17 protein-coding genes are annotated in these 18,227 nt (G+C 61.0%); 12 read left to right on the top strand and 5 right to left on the bottom strand.

Going from position 1 to position 18,227, the window contains the following annotated elements; translation table 11 throughout:
* Positions 1-2: 2 nt before the first annotated feature.
* The 4 genes from AC1DE4_RS00200 to ybaL all read right to left on the bottom strand — a co-directional run bounded on the left by AC1DE4_RS00200 (position 3) and on the right by ybaL (position 5,422).
* On the bottom strand, positions 3-443 hold the full coding sequence (locus AC1DE4_RS00200; RefSeq protein WP_477879384.1) for a hypothetical protein: 441 nt from the start codon (positions 441-443) through the stop codon (positions 3-5).
* Between the two features lie 87 nt (positions 444-530).
* The gene (secD, locus tag AC1DE4_RS00195) at positions 531-3,086 is read right to left on the bottom strand and encodes a protein translocase subunit SecD (protein WP_025660321.1); all 2,556 of its coding nucleotides are present in this window, start codon (positions 3,084-3,086) and stop codon (positions 531-533) included.
* A gap of 92 nt (positions 3,087-3,178) precedes the next feature.
* Complete coding sequence (locus tag AC1DE4_RS00190; protein WP_025660320.1) at positions 3,179-3,559, bottom strand: hypothetical protein; 381 nt, start codon at positions 3,557-3,559, stop codon at positions 3,179-3,181.
* Positions 3,560-3,613: 54 nt separating this feature from the next.
* Positions 3,614-5,422 (bottom strand): YbaL family putative K(+) efflux transporter, encoded by a 1,809-nt coding sequence (ybaL, locus tag AC1DE4_RS00185; protein ID WP_025660319.1) that lies wholly within the window; start codon positions 5,420-5,422, stop codon positions 3,614-3,616.
* Positions 5,423-5,456: 34 nt separating this feature from the next.
* Between ybaL and AC1DE4_RS00180 the strand changes: the two genes are divergently transcribed.
* On the top strand, positions 5,457-5,762 hold the full coding sequence (locus tag AC1DE4_RS00180; RefSeq protein WP_018859710.1) for a helix-turn-helix transcriptional regulator: 306 nt from the start codon (positions 5,457-5,459) through the stop codon (positions 5,760-5,762).
* Between the two features lie 4 nt (positions 5,763-5,766).
* On the opposite strand, the gene AC1DE4_RS00175 is transcribed toward AC1DE4_RS00180, so the two are convergent.
* On the bottom strand, positions 5,767-7,188 hold the full coding sequence (locus AC1DE4_RS00175; RefSeq protein WP_018859709.1) for an ArnT family glycosyltransferase: 1,422 nt from the start codon (positions 7,186-7,188) through the stop codon (positions 5,767-5,769).
* 646 nt (positions 7,189-7,834) lie between these two features.
* On the opposite strand from AC1DE4_RS00175, the gene AC1DE4_RS00170 reads away from it, so the two are divergent.
* The 11 genes from AC1DE4_RS00170 (at position 7,835) to fliF (ending at position 17,989) form a co-directional block, all read left to right on the top strand.
* The gene (locus AC1DE4_RS00170) at positions 7,835-9,448 is read left to right on the top strand and encodes a globin-coupled sensor protein (RefSeq protein WP_025660318.1); all 1,614 of its coding nucleotides are present in this window, start codon (positions 7,835-7,837) and stop codon (positions 9,446-9,448) included.
* 33 nt (positions 9,449-9,481) lie between these two features.
* Positions 9,482-9,775 carry an STAS domain-containing protein gene (locus AC1DE4_RS00165; RefSeq protein ID WP_018859706.1) on the top strand — a complete coding sequence of 98 codons (294 nt, stop codon included), beginning with the start codon at positions 9,482-9,484 and terminating at the stop codon, positions 9,773-9,775.
* A complete protein-coding gene (gene cheY1 / locus AC1DE4_RS00160; RefSeq protein WP_007530053.1) occupies positions 9,772-10,137 on the top strand; it encodes a chemotaxis response regulator CheY1 in 366 nt (121 codons plus the stop codon). Before AC1DE4_RS00165 ends, cheY1 begins: the two co-directional genes overlap by 4 nt.
* A gap of 17 nt (positions 10,138-10,154) precedes the next feature.
* Positions 10,155-12,428, top strand: coding sequence for a chemotaxis protein CheA (locus tag AC1DE4_RS00155; RefSeq protein WP_025660317.1), 2,274 nt, complete (start codon positions 10,155-10,157; stop codon positions 12,426-12,428).
* A gap of 3 nt (positions 12,429-12,431) precedes the next feature.
* Positions 12,432-12,899, top strand: coding sequence for a chemotaxis protein CheW (locus AC1DE4_RS00150; protein ID WP_018117028.1), 468 nt, complete (start codon positions 12,432-12,434; stop codon positions 12,897-12,899).
* Positions 12,896-13,807, top strand: a complete 912-nt coding sequence (gene cheR / locus AC1DE4_RS00145) for a protein-glutamate O-methyltransferase CheR (protein ID WP_018859704.1) — start codon at positions 12,896-12,898, stop codon at positions 13,805-13,807. The genes AC1DE4_RS00150 and cheR overlap by 4 nt, the downstream gene beginning before the upstream one ends.
* Positions 13,804-14,847, top strand: coding sequence for a protein-glutamate O-methylesterase CheB (gene cheB, locus AC1DE4_RS00140; RefSeq protein ID WP_025660316.1), 1,044 nt, complete (start codon positions 13,804-13,806; stop codon positions 14,845-14,847). The genes cheR and cheB overlap by 4 nt, the downstream gene beginning before the upstream one ends.
* The gene (locus AC1DE4_RS00135) at positions 14,847-15,236 is read left to right on the top strand and encodes a response regulator (RefSeq protein WP_007530058.1); all 390 of its coding nucleotides are present in this window, start codon (positions 14,847-14,849) and stop codon (positions 15,234-15,236) included. The genes cheB and AC1DE4_RS00135 overlap by 1 nt, the downstream gene beginning before the upstream one ends.
* Positions 15,233-15,787, top strand: a complete 555-nt coding sequence (gene cheD / locus AC1DE4_RS00130; protein WP_018117031.1) for a chemoreceptor glutamine deamidase CheD — start codon at positions 15,233-15,235, stop codon at positions 15,785-15,787. The genes AC1DE4_RS00135 and cheD overlap by 4 nt, the downstream gene beginning before the upstream one ends.
* 17 nt (positions 15,788-15,804) lie before the next feature.
* Positions 15,805-16,194, top strand: a complete 390-nt coding sequence (cheT, locus tag AC1DE4_RS00125) for a chemotaxis protein CheT (RefSeq protein WP_025660315.1) — start codon at positions 15,805-15,807, stop codon at positions 16,192-16,194.
* A gap of 103 nt (positions 16,195-16,297) precedes the next feature.
* Positions 16,298-17,989, top strand: a complete 1,692-nt coding sequence (gene fliF / locus AC1DE4_RS00120) for a flagellar basal-body MS-ring/collar protein FliF (protein ID WP_025660314.1) — start codon at positions 16,298-16,300, stop codon at positions 17,987-17,989.
* Positions 17,990-18,227 lie beyond the last annotated feature (238 nt).

Below are 18,227 nucleotides of genomic sequence, written 5' to 3'. Positions count from 1 at the left end.
CGTTATAATTGGGGTTTGCCTCGAAGGTCCGCATAAAGAACTAAGCTATCTCCACGCGCCTGCAAATTCAAACTGTCCAGTCCGTCCAACACTTCGCGGAATTGCTGAAGGGTCGGCGGCTTGAGCATGCAGGTGGATGCTGCCATCGAGCGCGCGCAGGTTTTTCTCGCGCGGCCGTGAGGCCAAGCCCCGCGCCGGCGGGTCGCCCTGCCTGCGGCAGCTTCCAGAAGGCGTCGAAGATCTTGTCCTGATAGGTGGGGTCGGTACCAGGCCCGGCTCTTCAACTGGTCGCCGTCAAGCTTGCCGGCCAAGTCGTCGAGCAGGATTTCCGCGTACATCGCGATGTCTCGCGGCGGCGATTGCAGATCGTGCGAGGCGATTGCCAGGAAGCGCCGAATGCGCTCCTCGTTTTCAGTCGATTCAATCGGTTGCTCGGACGACATGCTGCAGAACCTCCCAGTCGGGCGAGAATAGAAAGAGGGCGCCGGTTCCGCAACCGGCGCCCTCATTTCGTTTCATCTCACTAGCACTCAGCCGGCGGTCTTGCGCGGCTGGCCCTCTTCCGGAGGGATGATTTCTGCTTCTGGCTCGGCCGCAGCAATGGCCTTGCCGTGGCGACGACGCCAGTCGCCGAGGAAGAGCAGGATCGGTGCTGCGATGAAGACCGACGACGCGCCGGCAACGAGAATGCCGAAGACCATCGGGATCGCGAAGCTTGAGACCGCGCTGCCGCCCCAGATCGCCATCGGCAGCAAGGCAAGAAACGCCGTCGCGTTGGTGTAGAGGCTTCGTGCGAGCGTCTCGTTGATCGACCGGTCGATGATCTCGCGCAGCGGCATCGACTTGTAGAGGCGCATGTTTTCACGCATGCGGTCATAGACCACGACCTTGTCGTTCACCGAATAGCCGACGAGCGTCAGGATGGCTGCGATGGCTGTCAGGTTGAAGTCGAGGCCGGTCAGCGCGAAGAAACCGATCGCCTTGGTCACGTCGAGGATAAGCGTGACGATAGCGCCGACAGCGAATGGCCATTCGAAGCGATACCAGATGTAGAAAAGCATCGCCAAGCTTGCGATGACGACCGACAGAATGCCGGCCCAGGCGAGCTCGCCGCTGACCTTCGGACCGATGACATCGGTGCCGGTAACGGTTGCCGACGGGTCGATCTTGACGATCTCGGCCTTCAGCTTTTCAACGGCTGCCGTCTGGGCTTCTTCCCCACCTTCCTGACGCTGCGCACGCACCGCCATGGTGTTGTTGTCGCCGTAGGTCTGGAGGGAGACTTCGCCGAGGCCAAGGCTGTTCAAGCCTTCGCGGAAGCGGCCGAGATCGGCGGCCTCCTGCGTCTTGACCGACATCTGGATCCCGCCGCGGAAGTCGACGCCGTAGTTGAGACCCGGATGGATGAAGAGGACGACCGAGGCGATCGACAGAAGCGCCGAGACCGTCACGCCGAAGAAGCGAGCCTTCATGAACTGGATATGGCGGCCGTAAGGGTTGAACATCATCGGGATCATCGGCTTGATGTTCAGGACCTTCAGCTTACGACGGCGTGTGATCTCGATCATCGTGACGCGAACAAAGGCGACAGACGTGAACATCGAGATGATCAGGCCAAGCGCCATGGTCACAGCGAAGCCACGGACCGGGCCGGTGCCGAACCAGAACAGGATGGCCGCTGCGATCAGCGCCGTCATGTTGCCGTCGATAATCGTCGAATAAGCGCGGCGGAAGCCGGTATCGATGGCAGCGAACGCGCTCTTGCCCTTGCGCGTCTCTTCGCGGATGCGCTCGTTGATGAGAACGTTCGCGTCGACCGCAAGACCGATACCGAGGACGACACCCGCGATACCTGGCAGCGTCAGCGTTGCTCCGACAAGCGTCAGGGCCGAGAAGGTCAGGATCGTGTGGATGAGCAGCGCGAAGTTCGCGAGGAAGCCCCACGTGCCATACAGGATGAAAATGAAGGCTGCGACAAGCGCGAAGCCGACGAGACCCGAATAGATACCCATGCGGATAGCGTCCGCGCCGAGGTCGGCACCGACGGTGCGTTCTTCGATGACGGTCAGCTTGGCAGGCAGGGCGCCGGCGCGCAGCATGGCGGCGAGCGTTGTTGCGCTGTCAGCCGAGAAGTTGCCCGAAATCTGGCCGGAGCCGCCGGTGATCGGTTCGCGGATGACAGGTGCGCTCAGCACCTTGTCGTCGAGAACGATGGCGAACGGATTGCCGACGTTCTGACGGGTGATGTCGGCGAATCGGGTTGCGCCGGCGCTGTCGAAGCGGAAGCTGACGACGGGCTCATGCGTATTCGGATCGAAGCTGACGCGCGCATCCGAAAGACGGTCACCCGAAATCTCGACGCGGTCGAGAACTGCAAAGCTGTTGCCCTGCTCATCCTTCAGCATCGTCACGCCCGGTCCCGGAGCGTTGTTCGGAGAAAGCATGTGGAAGGACATCTTCGCGGTCGAGCCGAGAAGCTGGCGAAGGCGAGACGGGTCCTGTGCGCCCGGGAGCTGCACGAGCACGCGGTTTCCGCCGATGCGCTGGATCGTCGGTTCGGCGACGCCGACCTGGTCGACGCGCTGGCGAATGACTTCAAGGCTCTGCTGGACCGCGGAATCGACATTGGCTGCAATGCCGGCCGGCGAGAAGGCGACGAGGATATTGCTGCCGCTGGTCGTAACCGAGAGATCGGACTGGCCGGCGCTGAGGCCGGTGGCAATCGCATTGCCGAGCGTCTTCAGCTGTGTGACCGCATCGTCCGTCTGTGCCGTATCCGTCAGGGTCACGACGATCTGGTTCTGATTGCGAACGACTGATTTCGTCTGGATGTTCTTCTCGCGAAGGACGCGGCGGGCATCCTGCAGGAGCGACTGCAGGCGCTCGCGGGTCAGGTCCGCTTCGTCAACTTCGAGAACGAGGTGCGAGCCCCCGCGAAGGTCGAGACCGAGCGAAACCTGGTTATGCGGCAGCCACGAGGGCAGACGCGCGAGGGTGGATTGCGGCAGTGCGTTCGGCAGAGCGATCAGAATGCCGAGGAAAATGATCACCGTATAGGTGAACACCAGCCATGGTGAATTACGCATGTTGTTGTTTATCCTTGATAACGCTTGAGCCTGCGCTCCTCGCGCTGGCGGCGTGTCTTGAAAGCAATGGAAAGCGCCGGACCGGCGCGCATTCATGCCGAGGCCGCAGGCGGGCCGTGCGAGTCGTAAGCCCTCGCATCGGCGGCGCGAAGCGCGGGATGGAAGGTTGCGAGGGGCTGCTCACCGCCAAGGCGGAGCTCGATATCAGGCGTCGCGCCAATGGCTGCTGCGCCGGGGTCGTAAGGGACATGTTTGGGAGCCGCCTTGCGCTCGGCGGTCAAAATGCCGCGGACGGTATCGCGAGCGCTCAGCTGCAGCGGCTGGCCGTCCTTGGCGGACGAGGAGACCGAGTTCGCACCGCGGCTGGGGACGATGACCAGATTGCCGCCGAACAGAAGGCCAAGATAGGCGAAGACGGCAATGACCAGCGAGATCGCAACACGACTGCCCATGCGGCGTGCGTCGAGCCTCATCTCGTGATCATCTGGATTTTCAACCTCGTACCGGCTCAACGGCGCAAAAGTCTCTCATTCTTTATCGGGAGAAGGCGTGTCCTCGACTGCAATTGTAGCAGTGTCGGCCTCATCTTCATAGCGCACACTGTCATGATGCACTTGGGCGAGCCGGTCAACCATGCCCATGGCGATTTCGCGTTCGCCCATGATAACAGTGTCTGCACCGTACTCCAGCAATTCATCCACTTCGGCGTCGGAATGCGCGCGGGCGACGATCAGGAGCGAAGGGTTGATGGTGCGCCCTTGGTCGGCAACCCTGCACGCCTCGAATGCGTTGGGGATGGCGATGACGAGACTGCGGGCGCCGGCGATGTTTGCGAGGTCGAGCAGCTCGCGCGAGGCGGCATTGCCGCTGATCGCTTCGATCCCCTGATCCCGCAGTTCGCCGATGCGGTTGCTCGAGTCCTCGATGACAAGGAAGGGCGTGCCCGATGATTTGAGGTTTTGACCGACGATGCTGCCGACACGGCCGTAACCGACAATGATTGCATGCCCGCGAAGCGCCGTCGGCTGCCTGTTCTCCTCTTCCTCTGGCTCGGGCTCTTTAGCCGGCTCTGGCACATTCGTCGCTATCGGCTCTTCGCGCTTTGTCCGCTCCAGCACGCGGCGCAACCGATCGCAGGCGTAGAACAGCAGAGGGTTGAGGATGATCGAGATCAGCGCGCCGGCAAGGATGAGGTCGCGCCCCTCCTCGGGCAGCAGACCGAGCGAGACGCCGAGTGCGGCCAGGATGAAGGAGAATTCGCCGATCTGCCCAAGGCTCGCCGAAATCGTCAGCGCCGTGCCGACAGGTTTGCGGAACAGTCGTACGATCAGGAAGGCGGCGATCGACTTGCCGACCACGATAATGAGAACGGTGGCCAACACTGGCAGCGGTTTATCGATCAGGATGTTCGGATCGAACAGCATGCCGACCGAGACGAAGAAGAGGACCGTGAAGGCATCGCGGAGCGGCAAGCTTTCCTGGGCGGCGCGCTGGCTGAGTTCGCTCTCGGCCAGAACCATGCCGGCAAAGAAGGCGCCGAGCGCCAGCGACACGCCAAACAGCTTCGAGGCACCGAAGGCAACGCCGAGCGCGATCGCAAGCACGCCGAGGCGGAACAGTTCGCGGGATCCAGTGTGCGCGATGCGGTGCATCGTCCAGGGAATGAGGCGGCCCCCGAAAACCAGCATCACCCCGACGAATATCACGACCTTGACCAGGGTCATGACGATGATGCCGCCCATGCCAAGGTCGAGGCCGAGGAGCCGGCTGATCGCGGCTGAAAGCGGCTCTGCCGTCGCATGCTCTCCACCGCCGATGCTGGCGGCTGCCGGGATCAGAACGAGCGCCAGGACCATTGCGAGGTCCTCGACGATCAACCAACCGACCGCGATCCTGCCGCGATCGCTATCGATCAGCCGTCGCTCCTGCAGTGCCTTCAAGAGGACGACTGTCGAAGCGACGGAAAGAGCGAGTCCGAAGACAAGGCTCCCTCCCGTCGGCCATCCCATGAGCGCCCCCAGTCCCCAGCCGAGTAGCGTGGCAAATCCAATCTGCACGATGGCGCCGGGTACCGCAATGCCGCGAACGGAGAGGAGGTCTTTCAGGGAGAAGTGCAGTCCGACGCCGAACATCAGCAGGATGACGCCGATCTCGGCCAGTTCAGGCGCAAGGCTTTGGTCGGCAACAAAGCCCGGCGTATGCGGGCCGGCGAGAACGCCTGCGACGAGATAGCCGACCAGAGGCGGCATTCGGAGCCTGTGGGCGAGCGTGCCGAGAATGAACGCAAGCACGAGGCCTCCGACGATTGTCGAAATCAAAGGCGTATCGTGCGGCATCATTCTCTCCCGAACTGGAAATCCCGTTTAAAACATGACATATATGGCCTATATCAACCAATATGGGTGGTTTGACATTATGGGTCAAGGTGCAAAGGAAACAATTCTGACCCCGGCATTGTGCCGGGCCGCTCGCGGATTGCTTGGCTGGACGCAGCTCGACCTCGCGGAACAGGCCGCCGTGTCGCGCAGCACCATCCGTGACTACGAAGGAAAGCATCACGATATCCATCGTGCAACCGAGGCGCAGTTGCGTCTCGCCTTCGAGCGAGGGGGCGTCGTGTTTGTGGAGGTGGAGGGGACGGGAACATGCCTTGGCCTCCCGTCTACCCCGAAGTGAGGTCCTATTTGCCGGTCAGGCAGGCCGGCGAAATCCTGTAGGAAAAGATAGTCTTGCCGCGGTAGTAGCCTTCCGTCGGCTGCCAGCTGCGGACCAGCTCAGGCGTTTGGGCGCACTCGACCGGGTGTGTCGTCACAAAAAGCACGTCGTCTGCAACGTCGCTCGGCAGCGCAAAGGTCTGCTCGTAATAGTTGTCAGGCGCGTCGACGGGCGGCTGCGCGTAGATACGGACAGGATCGTTCCTCAGCGTGTGGAACATGTCCGCCAGGAGATCGCGGCTGTCGCTGACAATGATCGAGGTGCCGGACTGCCGCGCCAGCTCGCCAGCCTCGCGGCTGATCGCGCTACGGCCGAGATAGCGCTTCATGATCTCGCTGCCGTTCGGCAGCACCAGCTGGTGCGCAAAGATCGCGGCAAGAGGAAACAGAAAACTCGCCGTGCCATTTATGGCAAGCGACAGGCGCAGGCCCTTGGGCCAGAGGCGGTCAAGCAACCACACGGCAAGGATCGTTCCCGCGATATAGGCCGTCACGCCCCAGTTGGCATAAGCCTTGGCCACCAGCGCCTGGAAGGTGATCAGCACAACGACAGGGATAGACAGCCAGATCAGCAGCTTTTCCCTAGGCTCGCTCTTGCCCTTGAGTGCGCGGACAACGGCCCAGAGCATCGCGGAGAATACGATCGGCCCGACGACGCCGAATTGCGCCGCGAAGAATTCCAGGCCGCCGGCCACATTGACGCCGAGCTTGCTCCAATGCGCGATGTTGGTGGTGTGACGGACCGTTGTTCCGTCATGGGCAAGATTCCACCAGAGATTTGGCGCAGCAACGACAAGCGCAACGATGACGGCTGTGAAAAAATCGCGCCAGGCGATGCGTGCGCTCGGAAGCAGAATGAGCGCGATCAACCCGCCGGGAACGACAAAGAGGATCGCGTATTTCGAGAGGAAGGCGCAGCCGACGGCAAATCCCATGAGGATGGAGAGGCCGACGGAACGCTTCTCGGTCAGGCCGAAATAGGCCCATAGTGCCATCGTCAGGAAAAAGAGAAGCACGACATCGGTCGAGAAGAACACAGATGACAGGGCAACGCCGGGCAGGGTGATGAAGGTCGCGCCGGTCCACCCTTCAATCCTCGGTCCGACAAAGCGGTTGGCCGTCTTCATCAGCATGATCGCGGTCGCCATGTAGATCAGCGGTCCGCTCACCCTGATCCAGTAGATCGACGTCGATCCTGCAAGCTCCGTCATGGCTCGAATGACCCAGGCGATCATCGGCGGCTTCGAGTAGTAGCCGAAATCGAGATTCTGCGACCAGAACCAGTATTGCGCCTCGTCGACGAACAGATCGGTCGTGTCGAAATGGAGGGTGATGACTCGCCAGAGCGTCACGCCAAGAACGATGAGGAGACCAAGTCTGGCAGACATGAATGCAATTCCCGCTGAACTCAAATACCGCAGTAAAGCCAAAGATTAACGCACCGGCATGCCGGTGCGTTTGACCACTCGTTACAATCTGGTTGTGGAATTTTAAAGGACGCGCAGGGCAACCTGACTGCGGGTCGCTTCGATACGGTCAAGCAGCGCAACGGCTGCGAGAACAGCGGTCGAAAGAACGCACGACCCCAATCCGAAAACAATCATTGCCCAATCCTTCTGACGTCATGTCACGGTTATTTCTGGGCATATACCACAAAGCTTGCCTAGGACTGTAGCAGCGCCGCAACGCAAGCCCAGTAATTCATAGATGGTTATTGGGGCCTGCTGGAAAGTCGACATTCATAAAATACGCATTAACCTTCAGGCAAGGAATTAACCATAAACATTGCATGACACGTCGGAATGGGAAAGCTTACTCGTTCCCACCAGGCATGACGCCGCACCGCCGTACCGGTCGATCCGGAATCCATCTCATCAAGCAGCTCCGAAGCAGAATCGACTGATCGGGAGGCTTCACGCCGCCGGCTGCAGCCGAGGCAAGCCACCAATCAGCAGCGTGCACGCTGCGCGGAGCAATAGTTTAATGACGGGCAAGCGCCCGGCATGTGGTTGGGGACAGGTGTTGGGGCAGGAAATGCCATCAGATCAGGCTCGAGGAGCGCAGGCAGGCAGCTTGCGTGAGAGGCTGCGCTTTGCCGGTCTCGACGCCGAACACTGTGATTTGGTCCGGCGCCACCGTCTCGACCTTCAGCAGCATCTGACCGCCGGTCTGCGTGACCTTTTTCAGCGTTTTCAATCGTTTCCAGACGCGGCGCGGAATTTCGAGAGCGAACGTCAGGTCGAGCGCCTCCACGACCTGCAGGCCTCCCACTGGGATGTTCTGACCGATGCGCGCTTTGACAGCCTTTATGCCGAGCGTGTGAAGGTTCTGTCTGATTCCGAAAGCAAGATGGGTCTCGACCCGCGCTGGCATGTCGCGGGTCATGGCGTTGTTCTCGAGCATATCATCGGCGGCCTCGCAACCGAGTTGGCCGGTCGCTCCTTCCTGCCGAGCAGCCGTCGTCGGGCCAAGGAAATCTCCGACCTCATGTCGGCGATCATTCGCCTCGTGATGGTGGATGTCGAGATTGCCGTATCCTTGCGTTTCAATGCCTTGCGGGCCACCCAGCAGCGTGCGCTTGCCGATCAGCGCGCCAGTGACAAGGCGGACGTCGCACGCGTATTCGCCGATGTTATCAATGGCCTTGCCACGCGCGACCTCACGGTTCGTGCGACCATCGAGGAAGACGGCGCCCATCGGGATATCGCGCAGGCGCTCAACGGTGCGCTCGATGCAGTCCAGGCCGAATTTCAGGCGATCGCCGAAAAGACGGCGGTTGCCGGAACCTCCGTCCAGACGCTTGGCGATGCGTCGAAGCAATTCGCCGGAAACGCGTCCGTTCATGCCCAGCAGTTGCTCTCCTCTGCAGCTGCGCTTGCCGATCTGTCGGAAAGCGTTCGCCACGGCGCCGCGGGTAGCCGGGCTGCCGAGCAGGCGGCGGCCACGACCCGCGCCGCGGCCGAAGAAAGCGGCCAGGTTGTCGGGCGCGCGATTGCTGCGATGGCGGAGATCGAACAGTCTGCCGAGCGGATCGGACAAATCATCGGCGCAATCGACGAGATTGCTTTCCAAACCAATCTGCTGGCGCTGAATGCTGGCATCGAAGCCGCGCGCGCCGGCGATTCCGGACGTGGTTTTGCCGTGGTCGCGCAGGAAGTACGTGCGCTAGCGCAACGCTCGGCGGACGCGGCGCGCGAGATAAAGACGCTAGTGAGCACCACCAAGTCGCAGGTGGATGCCGGCGTCCAGATGGTTGGACGTACGCAGGATTCGATTGGCAGCATCGTTCGCCAGGTCAGTGAGATCAACACGGCGATCGCGATGGTCGCTAATCAGGCCAGCGAACACGCTGCGAACCTCGATATCGTGACAGCTGACGTGAAGGGCCTCGGCGCCCAGATGACCGATAACGCGGCTTCCGCATCGCGTTCAGCCGAAGGCGCCGACTACCTGCACAGTGTCATCGTCGAACTCGGCCAAACAATCCGCGAGTTTCGTATTGCCCGGCAGAACGCCGAGCCCGCGCGCCCCCCGCCGGTGTTCTCCCCGGCGATCGGCATCAGGCGGACCGCCGATGTCGTGGCTGACGACGAGGACTTCGGATTTGTGCAGCCGGTCGCCTCGGCCGGAGGGCGGATTGTTTACTAACGGACCGGTATATGAGGAGACAAGGAAGAGCTGATGGCGGCAAGGAAAACTGGGAAAACGCTGAACCTGTCAGCGGTGCTTGATCTGAACGAAGCAACCATGCTTCGCGACAAGCTCGTCTCGTTGCGCGGCAATGATCTGGCCATCGACGCGTCCGCGGTCGAACGCGTCGGAGCCCTGAGCGCGCAGGTCCTGATGGCAGCCGCCAAGACCTGGGACCAGGACAAGCTCGCCTTCACGTTCAGCAAGGTTTCGGACGCATTTCAGAAAACCATGCAGCTGATTGGTGTCGATATCCATCTGCTCGCCAAGGAGATCCGGCAATGAAGAAAAAAGTGCTTACCGTGGATGATTCACGGACCATAAGGAACATGCTTCTCGTGACCCTCAACAATGCGGGCTTCGAGACGATCCAGGCTGAAGACGGCGTCGAGGGCCTCGAGGTTCTGGAAGAATCCAATCCTGATGTCATCGTCACCGACATCAACATGCCGCGCCTTGACGGTTTCGGCTTTATCGAGGGCGTTCGCCGCAACGACAAGTATCGTGCGATCCCGATCCTGGTCCTGACGACCGAAAGCGATGCGGAAAAGAAGAACCGCGCGCGCCAGGCCGGCGCCACCGGCTGGATCGTCAAGCCTTTCGACCCTGCCAAGCTGATCGATGCCATTGAGCGTGTAACCGCTTAAACCCAGGATTTTCTCCTATGGATATGAACGAAATCAAAGAGATCTTCTTCCAGGAGTGCGAGGAGCAGCTCGCCGAACTGGAATCCGGTCTTCTGAAAATGAATGATGGCGATCGCGATCCGGAAACCGTCAATGCGGTGTTCCGTGCCGTCCATTCGATCAAGGGTGGCGCTGGCGCCTTCGGTCTGGATGATCTCGTCGCTTTCGCGCATGTCTTCGAGACCACACTTGATTGCGTTCGTTCCAACAAGCTTGAGCCGACACAGGATGTCCTGAAGGTCATGTTGAAGTCGGCTGACGTGCTGGCCGACCTGACCAATGCCGCCCGCGACGGCGGCAGCGTTGATGAAAGCCGCAGCCGCGGTCTGGTGAAGGAACTGGAAGCGCTCGCCAACGGCGAGCTGCCTACCCCGTCCGCTGGCGTGGAAGCTCCGGTGGCTAAGCCAGCGCCTGTCGCCGCCACTCCGGCCCCCAAGCCGACCGATGACAGCGGCTTCCAGCCGATCCCCTTCTCCTTCGACGATTTCAGCGGCGAGGAAGAGGTCGGCTCCGATCTGCCGACTTACGAAATCACCTTCAAGCCGCGTTCGGACCTCTATTCCAAAGGCAACGACGCGACCTTGCTGCTGCGCGATCTCTCCCGCCTCGGCGAGATGAGCGTCTACTGCAACATGGATGCGCTGCCGGGTCTCGACGAGCTCGATGCGGAAGCTGCCTACTTCTATTGGAACATCACGCTCAAGACAGACAAGGGCGAAGATGCGATCCGCACGGTCTTCGAATTTGCCGAGTGGGATTGCGACCTGCAGATCACCGCAGGCGAGGAAAAGGTGACTGCCCCCGACGCCGAAGAACTGCCGATGATCCCAGTGCCCTTCGACCTGTCGATCCTCGATGATGGCGCGACCGAGGCACCGGCCGAGCAGCCGAAGGCCGACGTGGCCGCTGCGGTTACTGCCGCCGAGACTGCTTCCAACGTCACGCAGATGGCCGCCGCCGCTGCTCGTGTCGAGAAGAAGGAATCGGCTGCCGCCGCTGCCGCAAGTGCAGCTGTCGCCGCCCAGAACAACGCCGCTGCCGGCGCTGGTCAGACCATCCGCGTCGATCTCGACCGCGTCGATCGCCTGATCAACCTCGTCGGCGAGCTCGTCATCAACCAGGCGATGCTTTCGCAGAGCGTCATCGAAAACGACACGACCGGAACGTCATCCATCAACATGGGCCTCGAGGAGCTGCAGCAGCTCACCCGCGAGATCCAGGATTCGGTCATGGCGATCCGCGCCCAGCCGGTAAAGCCGGTCTTCCAGCGCATGTCGCGCATCGTTCGCGAAATCGCCGACATGACGGGCAAGACGATTCGCCTGATCACCGAAGGTGAAAACACCGAAGTCGACAAGACGGTCATCGACAAGCTGGCCGAGCCGCTGACGCACATGATCCGCAACGCCGTTGACCACGGTATCGAAACGCCCGAAAAGCGCGCCGCCGCCGGCAAGAACGTCGAAGGCACGGTTCGCCTGACGGCGAAGCACCGCTCCGGCCGCATCCTGATCGAGCTCGCCGATGACGGCGCCGGCATCAACCGCGAGAAGGTCAAGCAGAAGGCCATCGCCAACGAGCTGATCCCGGCTGACGCCAACCTGACCGACGAAGAAATCGACAACCTGATCTTCTTGCCGGGCTTCTCCACCGCCGACAAGATTTCCGACATTTCCGGTCGCGGCGTCGGCATGGACGTCGTCAAGCGCTCGATTCAGGCGCTCGGCGGCCGCATCAACATCACCTCGAAGCCTGGGCAGGGCTCCGTCTTCACGATGAGCCTGCCGCTGACCCTTGCCGTTCTCGACGGCATGGTCGTCACGGTTGCCGGCCAGACGCTGGTTGTCCCGTTGACGGCGATCGTTGAGACGCTGCAACCGGAAGCCGCCGCGATTCATTCCTTTGGTGCAAACCATCGCCTGATCTCGATCCGTAACAGCTTCTGCCCGCTGGTCGATGTCGGTCGCATCCTGAACTTCCGTGCCACGCAGGCTAATCCTGTCGAAGGAGTCGCTCTTCTCGTCGAATCGGAAGGCGGCGGTCAGCGCGCGCTCATGGTCGATGCGATCCAGGGGCAGCGCCAGGTCGTCATCAAGAGCCTTGAGGCGAACTACACGCACGTTCCGGGTATCGCTGCGGCGACCATCCTCGGCGACGGTCGCGTGGCTCTCATCCTGGATGTCGACGCGGTCGTGGGAGCTTCCCGCGGTCAGGCGTTGAGGCAGGAAGTGTCGCTGGCAGCTGTGGGGTAAGCTATGTCGTATGCCGTAAAAAGTCTGAAGGATGGGGACCGCGAGTTGATCGCGTTCCGCATCGGGGATCAGGAATTTTGCGTGAATGTCATGTCGGTGCGCGAGATCCGCGGATGGACGCCGGCAACGGCGATGCCGCACTCGCCCGGCTATATGAAGGGCGTCATCAATTTGCGCGGTGCGGTGCTGCCGATTATCGATCTGTCGGCTCGCCTCGGCATGCCGGCGACTGTGCCGACGGCGCGACACGTCATCATCGTAGCGCAGGTGCACCGCAAGGTCGTCGGTCTGTTGGTCGATGCCGTGTCCGACATTCTGACCGTCACTGAAGACAATGTGCAGCCGACACCGGAAATCGCATCTGAGCTGCAACGTCAGTTCGCGCGCGGCATCCTGGCGATCGACAAACGCATGATCTGCCTGCTCGAGCTCGAAGCCATTTTCCCCGAAACGGAAAGCGAAGCCGCATGAATGTTCTGAGTGCAAAAGACATGCGGCAGGGAAACCCTGACGAGGTGTTGGCAAGCGGAGAGTACCCGCTGACGCGCCGCGACCTCACGGAAATCGCTGCGATGATCTACTCGGATGCAGGCATCTTCCTGAACGAGACCAAGGCCTCGCTGGTCTACTCGCGGCTGTCGAAGCATATCCGCAATCTGGGCCTTTCCGGATTTCGGGAGTATTGCGCGCTCGTTTCTTCACCGGCGGGTGCGGCGCCGCGCCGCGAGATGCTGTCGCATCTGACGACGAACTTCACGCGCTTCTTCCGCGAGAACCACCACTTCGAGCACCTTCGGGACCATGTGCTGCCAGAACTGCTGCATCGCGCGAAGATGGGCGGTCGGGTTCGTATCTGGTCGGCTGCCTCGTCGGATGGCCAGGAACCCTATTCCATCGCGCTCACCGTCCTGTCGATGATGCCCAACGTCGCCGACTACGATTTCAAGATCCTGGCGACCGATATCGATCCGAAGATTCTGGCGATCGCCCGTGCCGGTGCCTATGACGAGAGCGCGCTCGAAACCGTGTCGCCCGCCATGCGCAAGCAGTGGTTCAGCGAGGTCGAGGTCCAGGGGCGGCGCAAGTTCCAGGTCGACGACCGCGTCAAGCGTCTGATCACCTACAACGAGCTGAACCTGATGGCGCAGTGGCCGTTCAAGGGCAAGTTCGACGTCATCTTCTGTCGGAATGTGGTGATCTACTTCGACGAGCCGACGCAGATGAAGATCTGGTCACGCTTTGCCGAATTGCTGCCTGAGGGCGGCCATCTCTATATCGGCCATTCCGAACGCGTCTCCGGCGACGCCAAGCATGTCTTCGACAATATCGGCATCACCACCTATCGCTACACGACCAAGGGCGTTGGGAGGAAGGCATGAGCGCACCGGCCAAGGTTCTCGTCGTCGACGACTCCGCCACGATGCGCGGCCTGATTACCGCTGTTCTCAGCGCCGATCCCGAGGTCAGCGTCATCGGTCAGGCAGGCGATGCGCTTGAGGCCCGCGAGGCGATCAAGAAGCTCAATCCTGATGTCGTAACGCTCGATATCGAGATGCCGAACATGAACGGTCTCGACTTCCTCGAGAAGATCATGCGGCTCCGCCCGATGCCTGTCATCATGGTCTCGACGTTGACCCATCGCGGCGCCGATGCCTCTCTGGCGGCGCTTGAGATCGGCGCGTTCGACTGCGTCGGCAAGCCGCTCCCGGGCGATGCGCGTCCCTTTGGAGATCTTGCCGAGAAGGTGAAGGCTGCCGCCCGCTCGCAGCGACGCCAGTACGCTCAGCCGGCTCCGGTTGCTCCGCCACCTGCTGTCGCTGACTTCCGCGTCGGCCGCAAGATCGTCGCGATCGGTTCGTCGACCGGCGGCGTCGAGGCGTTGATTGCGGTGCTGCAGAAGTTCCCGGCAAACTGCCCGCCGACGGTTATCACGCAGCACATGCCGCCGACCTTCACCAAGAGCTTCGCGGAACGCCTCAACCGGCTTTGCGCGCCCGTCGTGCAGGAAGCGACCGACGGTGCGCGCCTGGAGATCGGGAAAATCTATCTTGCACCAGGCGGCGAGCGCCACCTGCAGGTTGCCAACGTCCATGCGCCATGCTGCCGCCTCATCGAACGCGATCCGGTGAACGGTCACCGGCCATCCGTCGACGTGCTGTTTGACTCGGTTGCCGAACTGGCAGGCCGCAACGCGGTCGGTGTGATCTTGACCGGCATGGGACGCGACGGTGCCGCCGGCCTCTTGAAGATGCGCCACGCCGGCGCGCGTACGCTCGGCCAGAACGAAAAGACCTCAGTGGTCTACGGCATGCCGAGGGTTGCCTACGAGCTCGGCGCCGTCGAGCAGCAACTGCCCCTCAATGCCATCGGCGAAGAAATTTTGAAAATGACAGCCGCCCGAAAGGAAGGAACTGACTAATGTCTATCGCAGAGAAAATCAAAGTTCTGATCGTCGACGATCAGGTCACGAGCCGTCTGCTGCTCAGCGACGCTCTGACCCAGCTCGGCTTCAAGCAGATTACGGCCGCCGGCGATGGTGAGCAGGGCTTGAAGATCATGACCCAGCAGCCGCATCATCTTGTCATCTCCGATTTCAACATGCCGAAGATGGATGGCCTCGGCTTCCTGCAGGCTGTTCGCGCCAACCCGGCGACGAAGAAAGCCGCCTTCATCATCCTGACGGCGCAGGGTGACCGCGCACTCGTGACGAAAGCGGCCCAGCTTGGTGCCAACAACGTTCTCGCCAAGCCCTTCACGATCGAGAAGATGAAGGCGGCTATCGAGGCCGTATTTGGAGCATTGAAATGAACCTCGATGTTGCGGCCCGCCGCGTTCATATCATCCAGGGCGAATGGAAGGTCCTGAATGATCCGAGCGCGGTACTGACGACCATCCTTGGCTCGTGTGTGGCTGCATGCCTGCGAGATCCCGTGGCAGGCGTTGGAGGAATGAATCACTTCCTTCTGCCAGGGACAGGAAATATGCCGATGACGGGCGCAGACGCCACGCGATATGGCGTCCACCTGATGGAATTGCTGATCAACGGTCTACTGAAGCAAGGGGCGCGTCGCGACCGCCTGGAGGCCAAGATCTTCGGCGGGGCGAAGACGATCTCGACATTCTCGAATGTCGGCGAACAGAACGCCGCCTTTGCGGTGCAGTTCCTGAAGGATGAAGGCATACCGGTCGTCGGCTCCAGCACCGGCGGGGAGCACGGGCGCAAGCTCGAGTACTGGCCGGTCTCGGGACGCGCCCGGCAGTATCCGCTCACCGGTGCGGAAACGCAGAGAACCGTTGCGCTTGAGCAGCGTCCGGTCGCTCCGCAGAAACCCGTCGAAAACAGCATCGAATTCTTCTGAGGGCAAGGACCTTACTAATGACTGTGAATGCCATGACAGAGCAGCCGTCGCCCGCCGAAGCCCTGCCTGATGTCCTGATGCGTATCGTCGCGGAGTTGCACGACGTCGCGTACCTGATCGAGCGCATCGAACCACAGCTCCTCGACGTCGGGGGCGGCGAACTGCTGAACTCGCCGGAAAGCATGAAGGCGATGCAGGGAATTGATCTTGCCGTGCAGAAGACGCGCGGTCTTGCCGAGTTCATAGATACCATCACGGGCGAGATTCCGCAGGACTGGTCTGTCGATGTCGCAACGGCCCTGAGCCTGGTGAAGCTCAGTGAAATGCAGCGCGCTCTGAGCGGGGCGGCGCGCTATAGCAGTGTTCAGCCGCTGGCGAAGGCAGCCGGAGACTTCGACTTCTTCTGATCCGGCCTGCTCGCACCCTCCGAAACGTTCGCACAAGTTTCGGCACCTATTGTCCACATGAGGCAACAAGCCTGCTTTGTCTGGATGGTCGTGCGAGAACAGAATGAATCTGTTAAATCAATTAGTTCAAATTTTTAAGAACTTCAGTTCGCTAGGACGGAATCGCTTGCTGGCGTTGGCCGGCGTGGGTGTCGTTTCCGTGGTACTCATCCTGGCGGCGGCCTTTTTGGTCAATAAGCCGGCCCAGGAAACGCTTTATGTCGGGCTTGATACGCCCGATCTGAACCAGATCAGCATTGCGCTCGCCGAGGCAAATATCGGTTTCCAGGTCGGAACGGATGGCTCCAGCATCACAGTTCCCGCCGGTATGACCGGCAAGGCGCGTCTCCTGCTCGCCGAGCGCGGCCTCCCGAACAGCGCCAACGCCGGCTATGAACTCTTTGACAACGTGGGCTCTCTCGGCCTGACGTCGTTCATGCAGGAAGTCACCCGGGTTCGCGCGCTCGAAGGTGAAATTGGCCGCACGATCCAGTCGATCTCCGGCATTACGGCAGCACGCGTCCATATTGTCATGCCCGAGGTCGGCAACTTCCGCAAAGCCGAACAGAAGCCGACCGCTTCCGTCATGATTCGCGCAAGTGTCGCGGCCGGCCGCACCGCGGCGACTTCGATCCGCCACCTTGTTGCGTCTGCCGTTCCCGGCCTCGATGTCGCCGATGTTACCATCCTCGACTCCGCAGGCCAGTTGCTCGCTTCGGGCGACGAGGCCAGCAACAGCTCGCTGAACCGTTCTCTGAACATCGTCCAGAACGTCCAGGGCGAAGTTGAAACCAACATCGACAAGGCACTCGCGCCCTTCCTCGGCATGGATAACTTCCGCTCCAGCGTCACCGCGGAATTGAATACCGATAGCCAGCAGATCCAGGAAACTGTCTACGATCCGGAATCGAAGGTCGAGCGCTCGATCCGCACGACCAAGGAAGCCTCTCAGTCGCTGCAGAAGCAGTCCGACAACGCGACGACGGTCGAGCAGAACATCCCGCAGGCGGCACCGGACTCGGGCGGACCCAACGGTCCCGAATCGCAAGACAAGTCCGACAAGAAAGAAGAGCAGACCAACTACGAGATCAACAGCAAGACCACTGCCACGACGCGCAACGGCTACAAGATCGAAAAGCTCTCCGTTGCAGTCGTCGTTAACAAGGGGCGCATTGCTCAGATGGTCGGCGAGCCGGCGGACCAGGCAAAGATCGATGCCTATCTCGCGGAGATGCAGAAGATCGTGGCATCCGCCGCTGGCATCAACAACAATCGCGGCGACATGGTGACCGTTACGGCCATGGACTTCCTGGAGAACCAGCTTCTCGAGGAAACCGGCGGCGGCGTCCGTGTCATGGATATGCTGAGCCGCAATCTCGCAGGCATCATCAACTCGCTCGCTTTCGTCGCTGTTGCCTTCCTTGTGGTCTGGATGGGCGTCCGCCCGATGATCCGCAGCGTGACCGGCAACGGCGCCGCGGTCATCGGCGACACGTCGCCGGAAAGCGCCGGCCTCGAACTTCCCGATTTCGCTCCGGCGGGTGGCGTGGGCACCGGTGCTGCGCTCATGGATGGCTTCGGTTCGGACTTCGGCTTCGACAGCACTGAGGACCTGCTCAGCCTCGGCGACGACGACGGCAACTTCAATCGTCGCGTCAAGGAAGGCCCGGAACGCAAACTGGCGCGCATGGTCGAGATCAACGAGGAGCGCGCCGCGAAAATCCTCAGAAAATGGGCGGTCGACAACGCCGCGTAATGAAAGGCCGGGCAACCGGCCTTTTTCTTTTGCCCGTCTACTGCACCGCGATCGGCACAGTTTTGCCATCGCTCGGGCGCGCACGCGAAGATTTCTGAGGATAGGCTTGACACAGGGCTGAAATAGCTGCGCGTTTTACGCGAATCGTATTGTCAGGATTCCCCGAATCACTTTAATTTTAGAATTCATTAACAAGCGGAATTTCCGTGCGAATCAACGCACAAAGTGCGGGCGATGT

The sequence above is a fragment of the Rhizobium sp. 10N414 genome, assembly GCF_056394785.1.
This window is presented reverse-complemented; position numbering and strand designations above follow the sequence as displayed.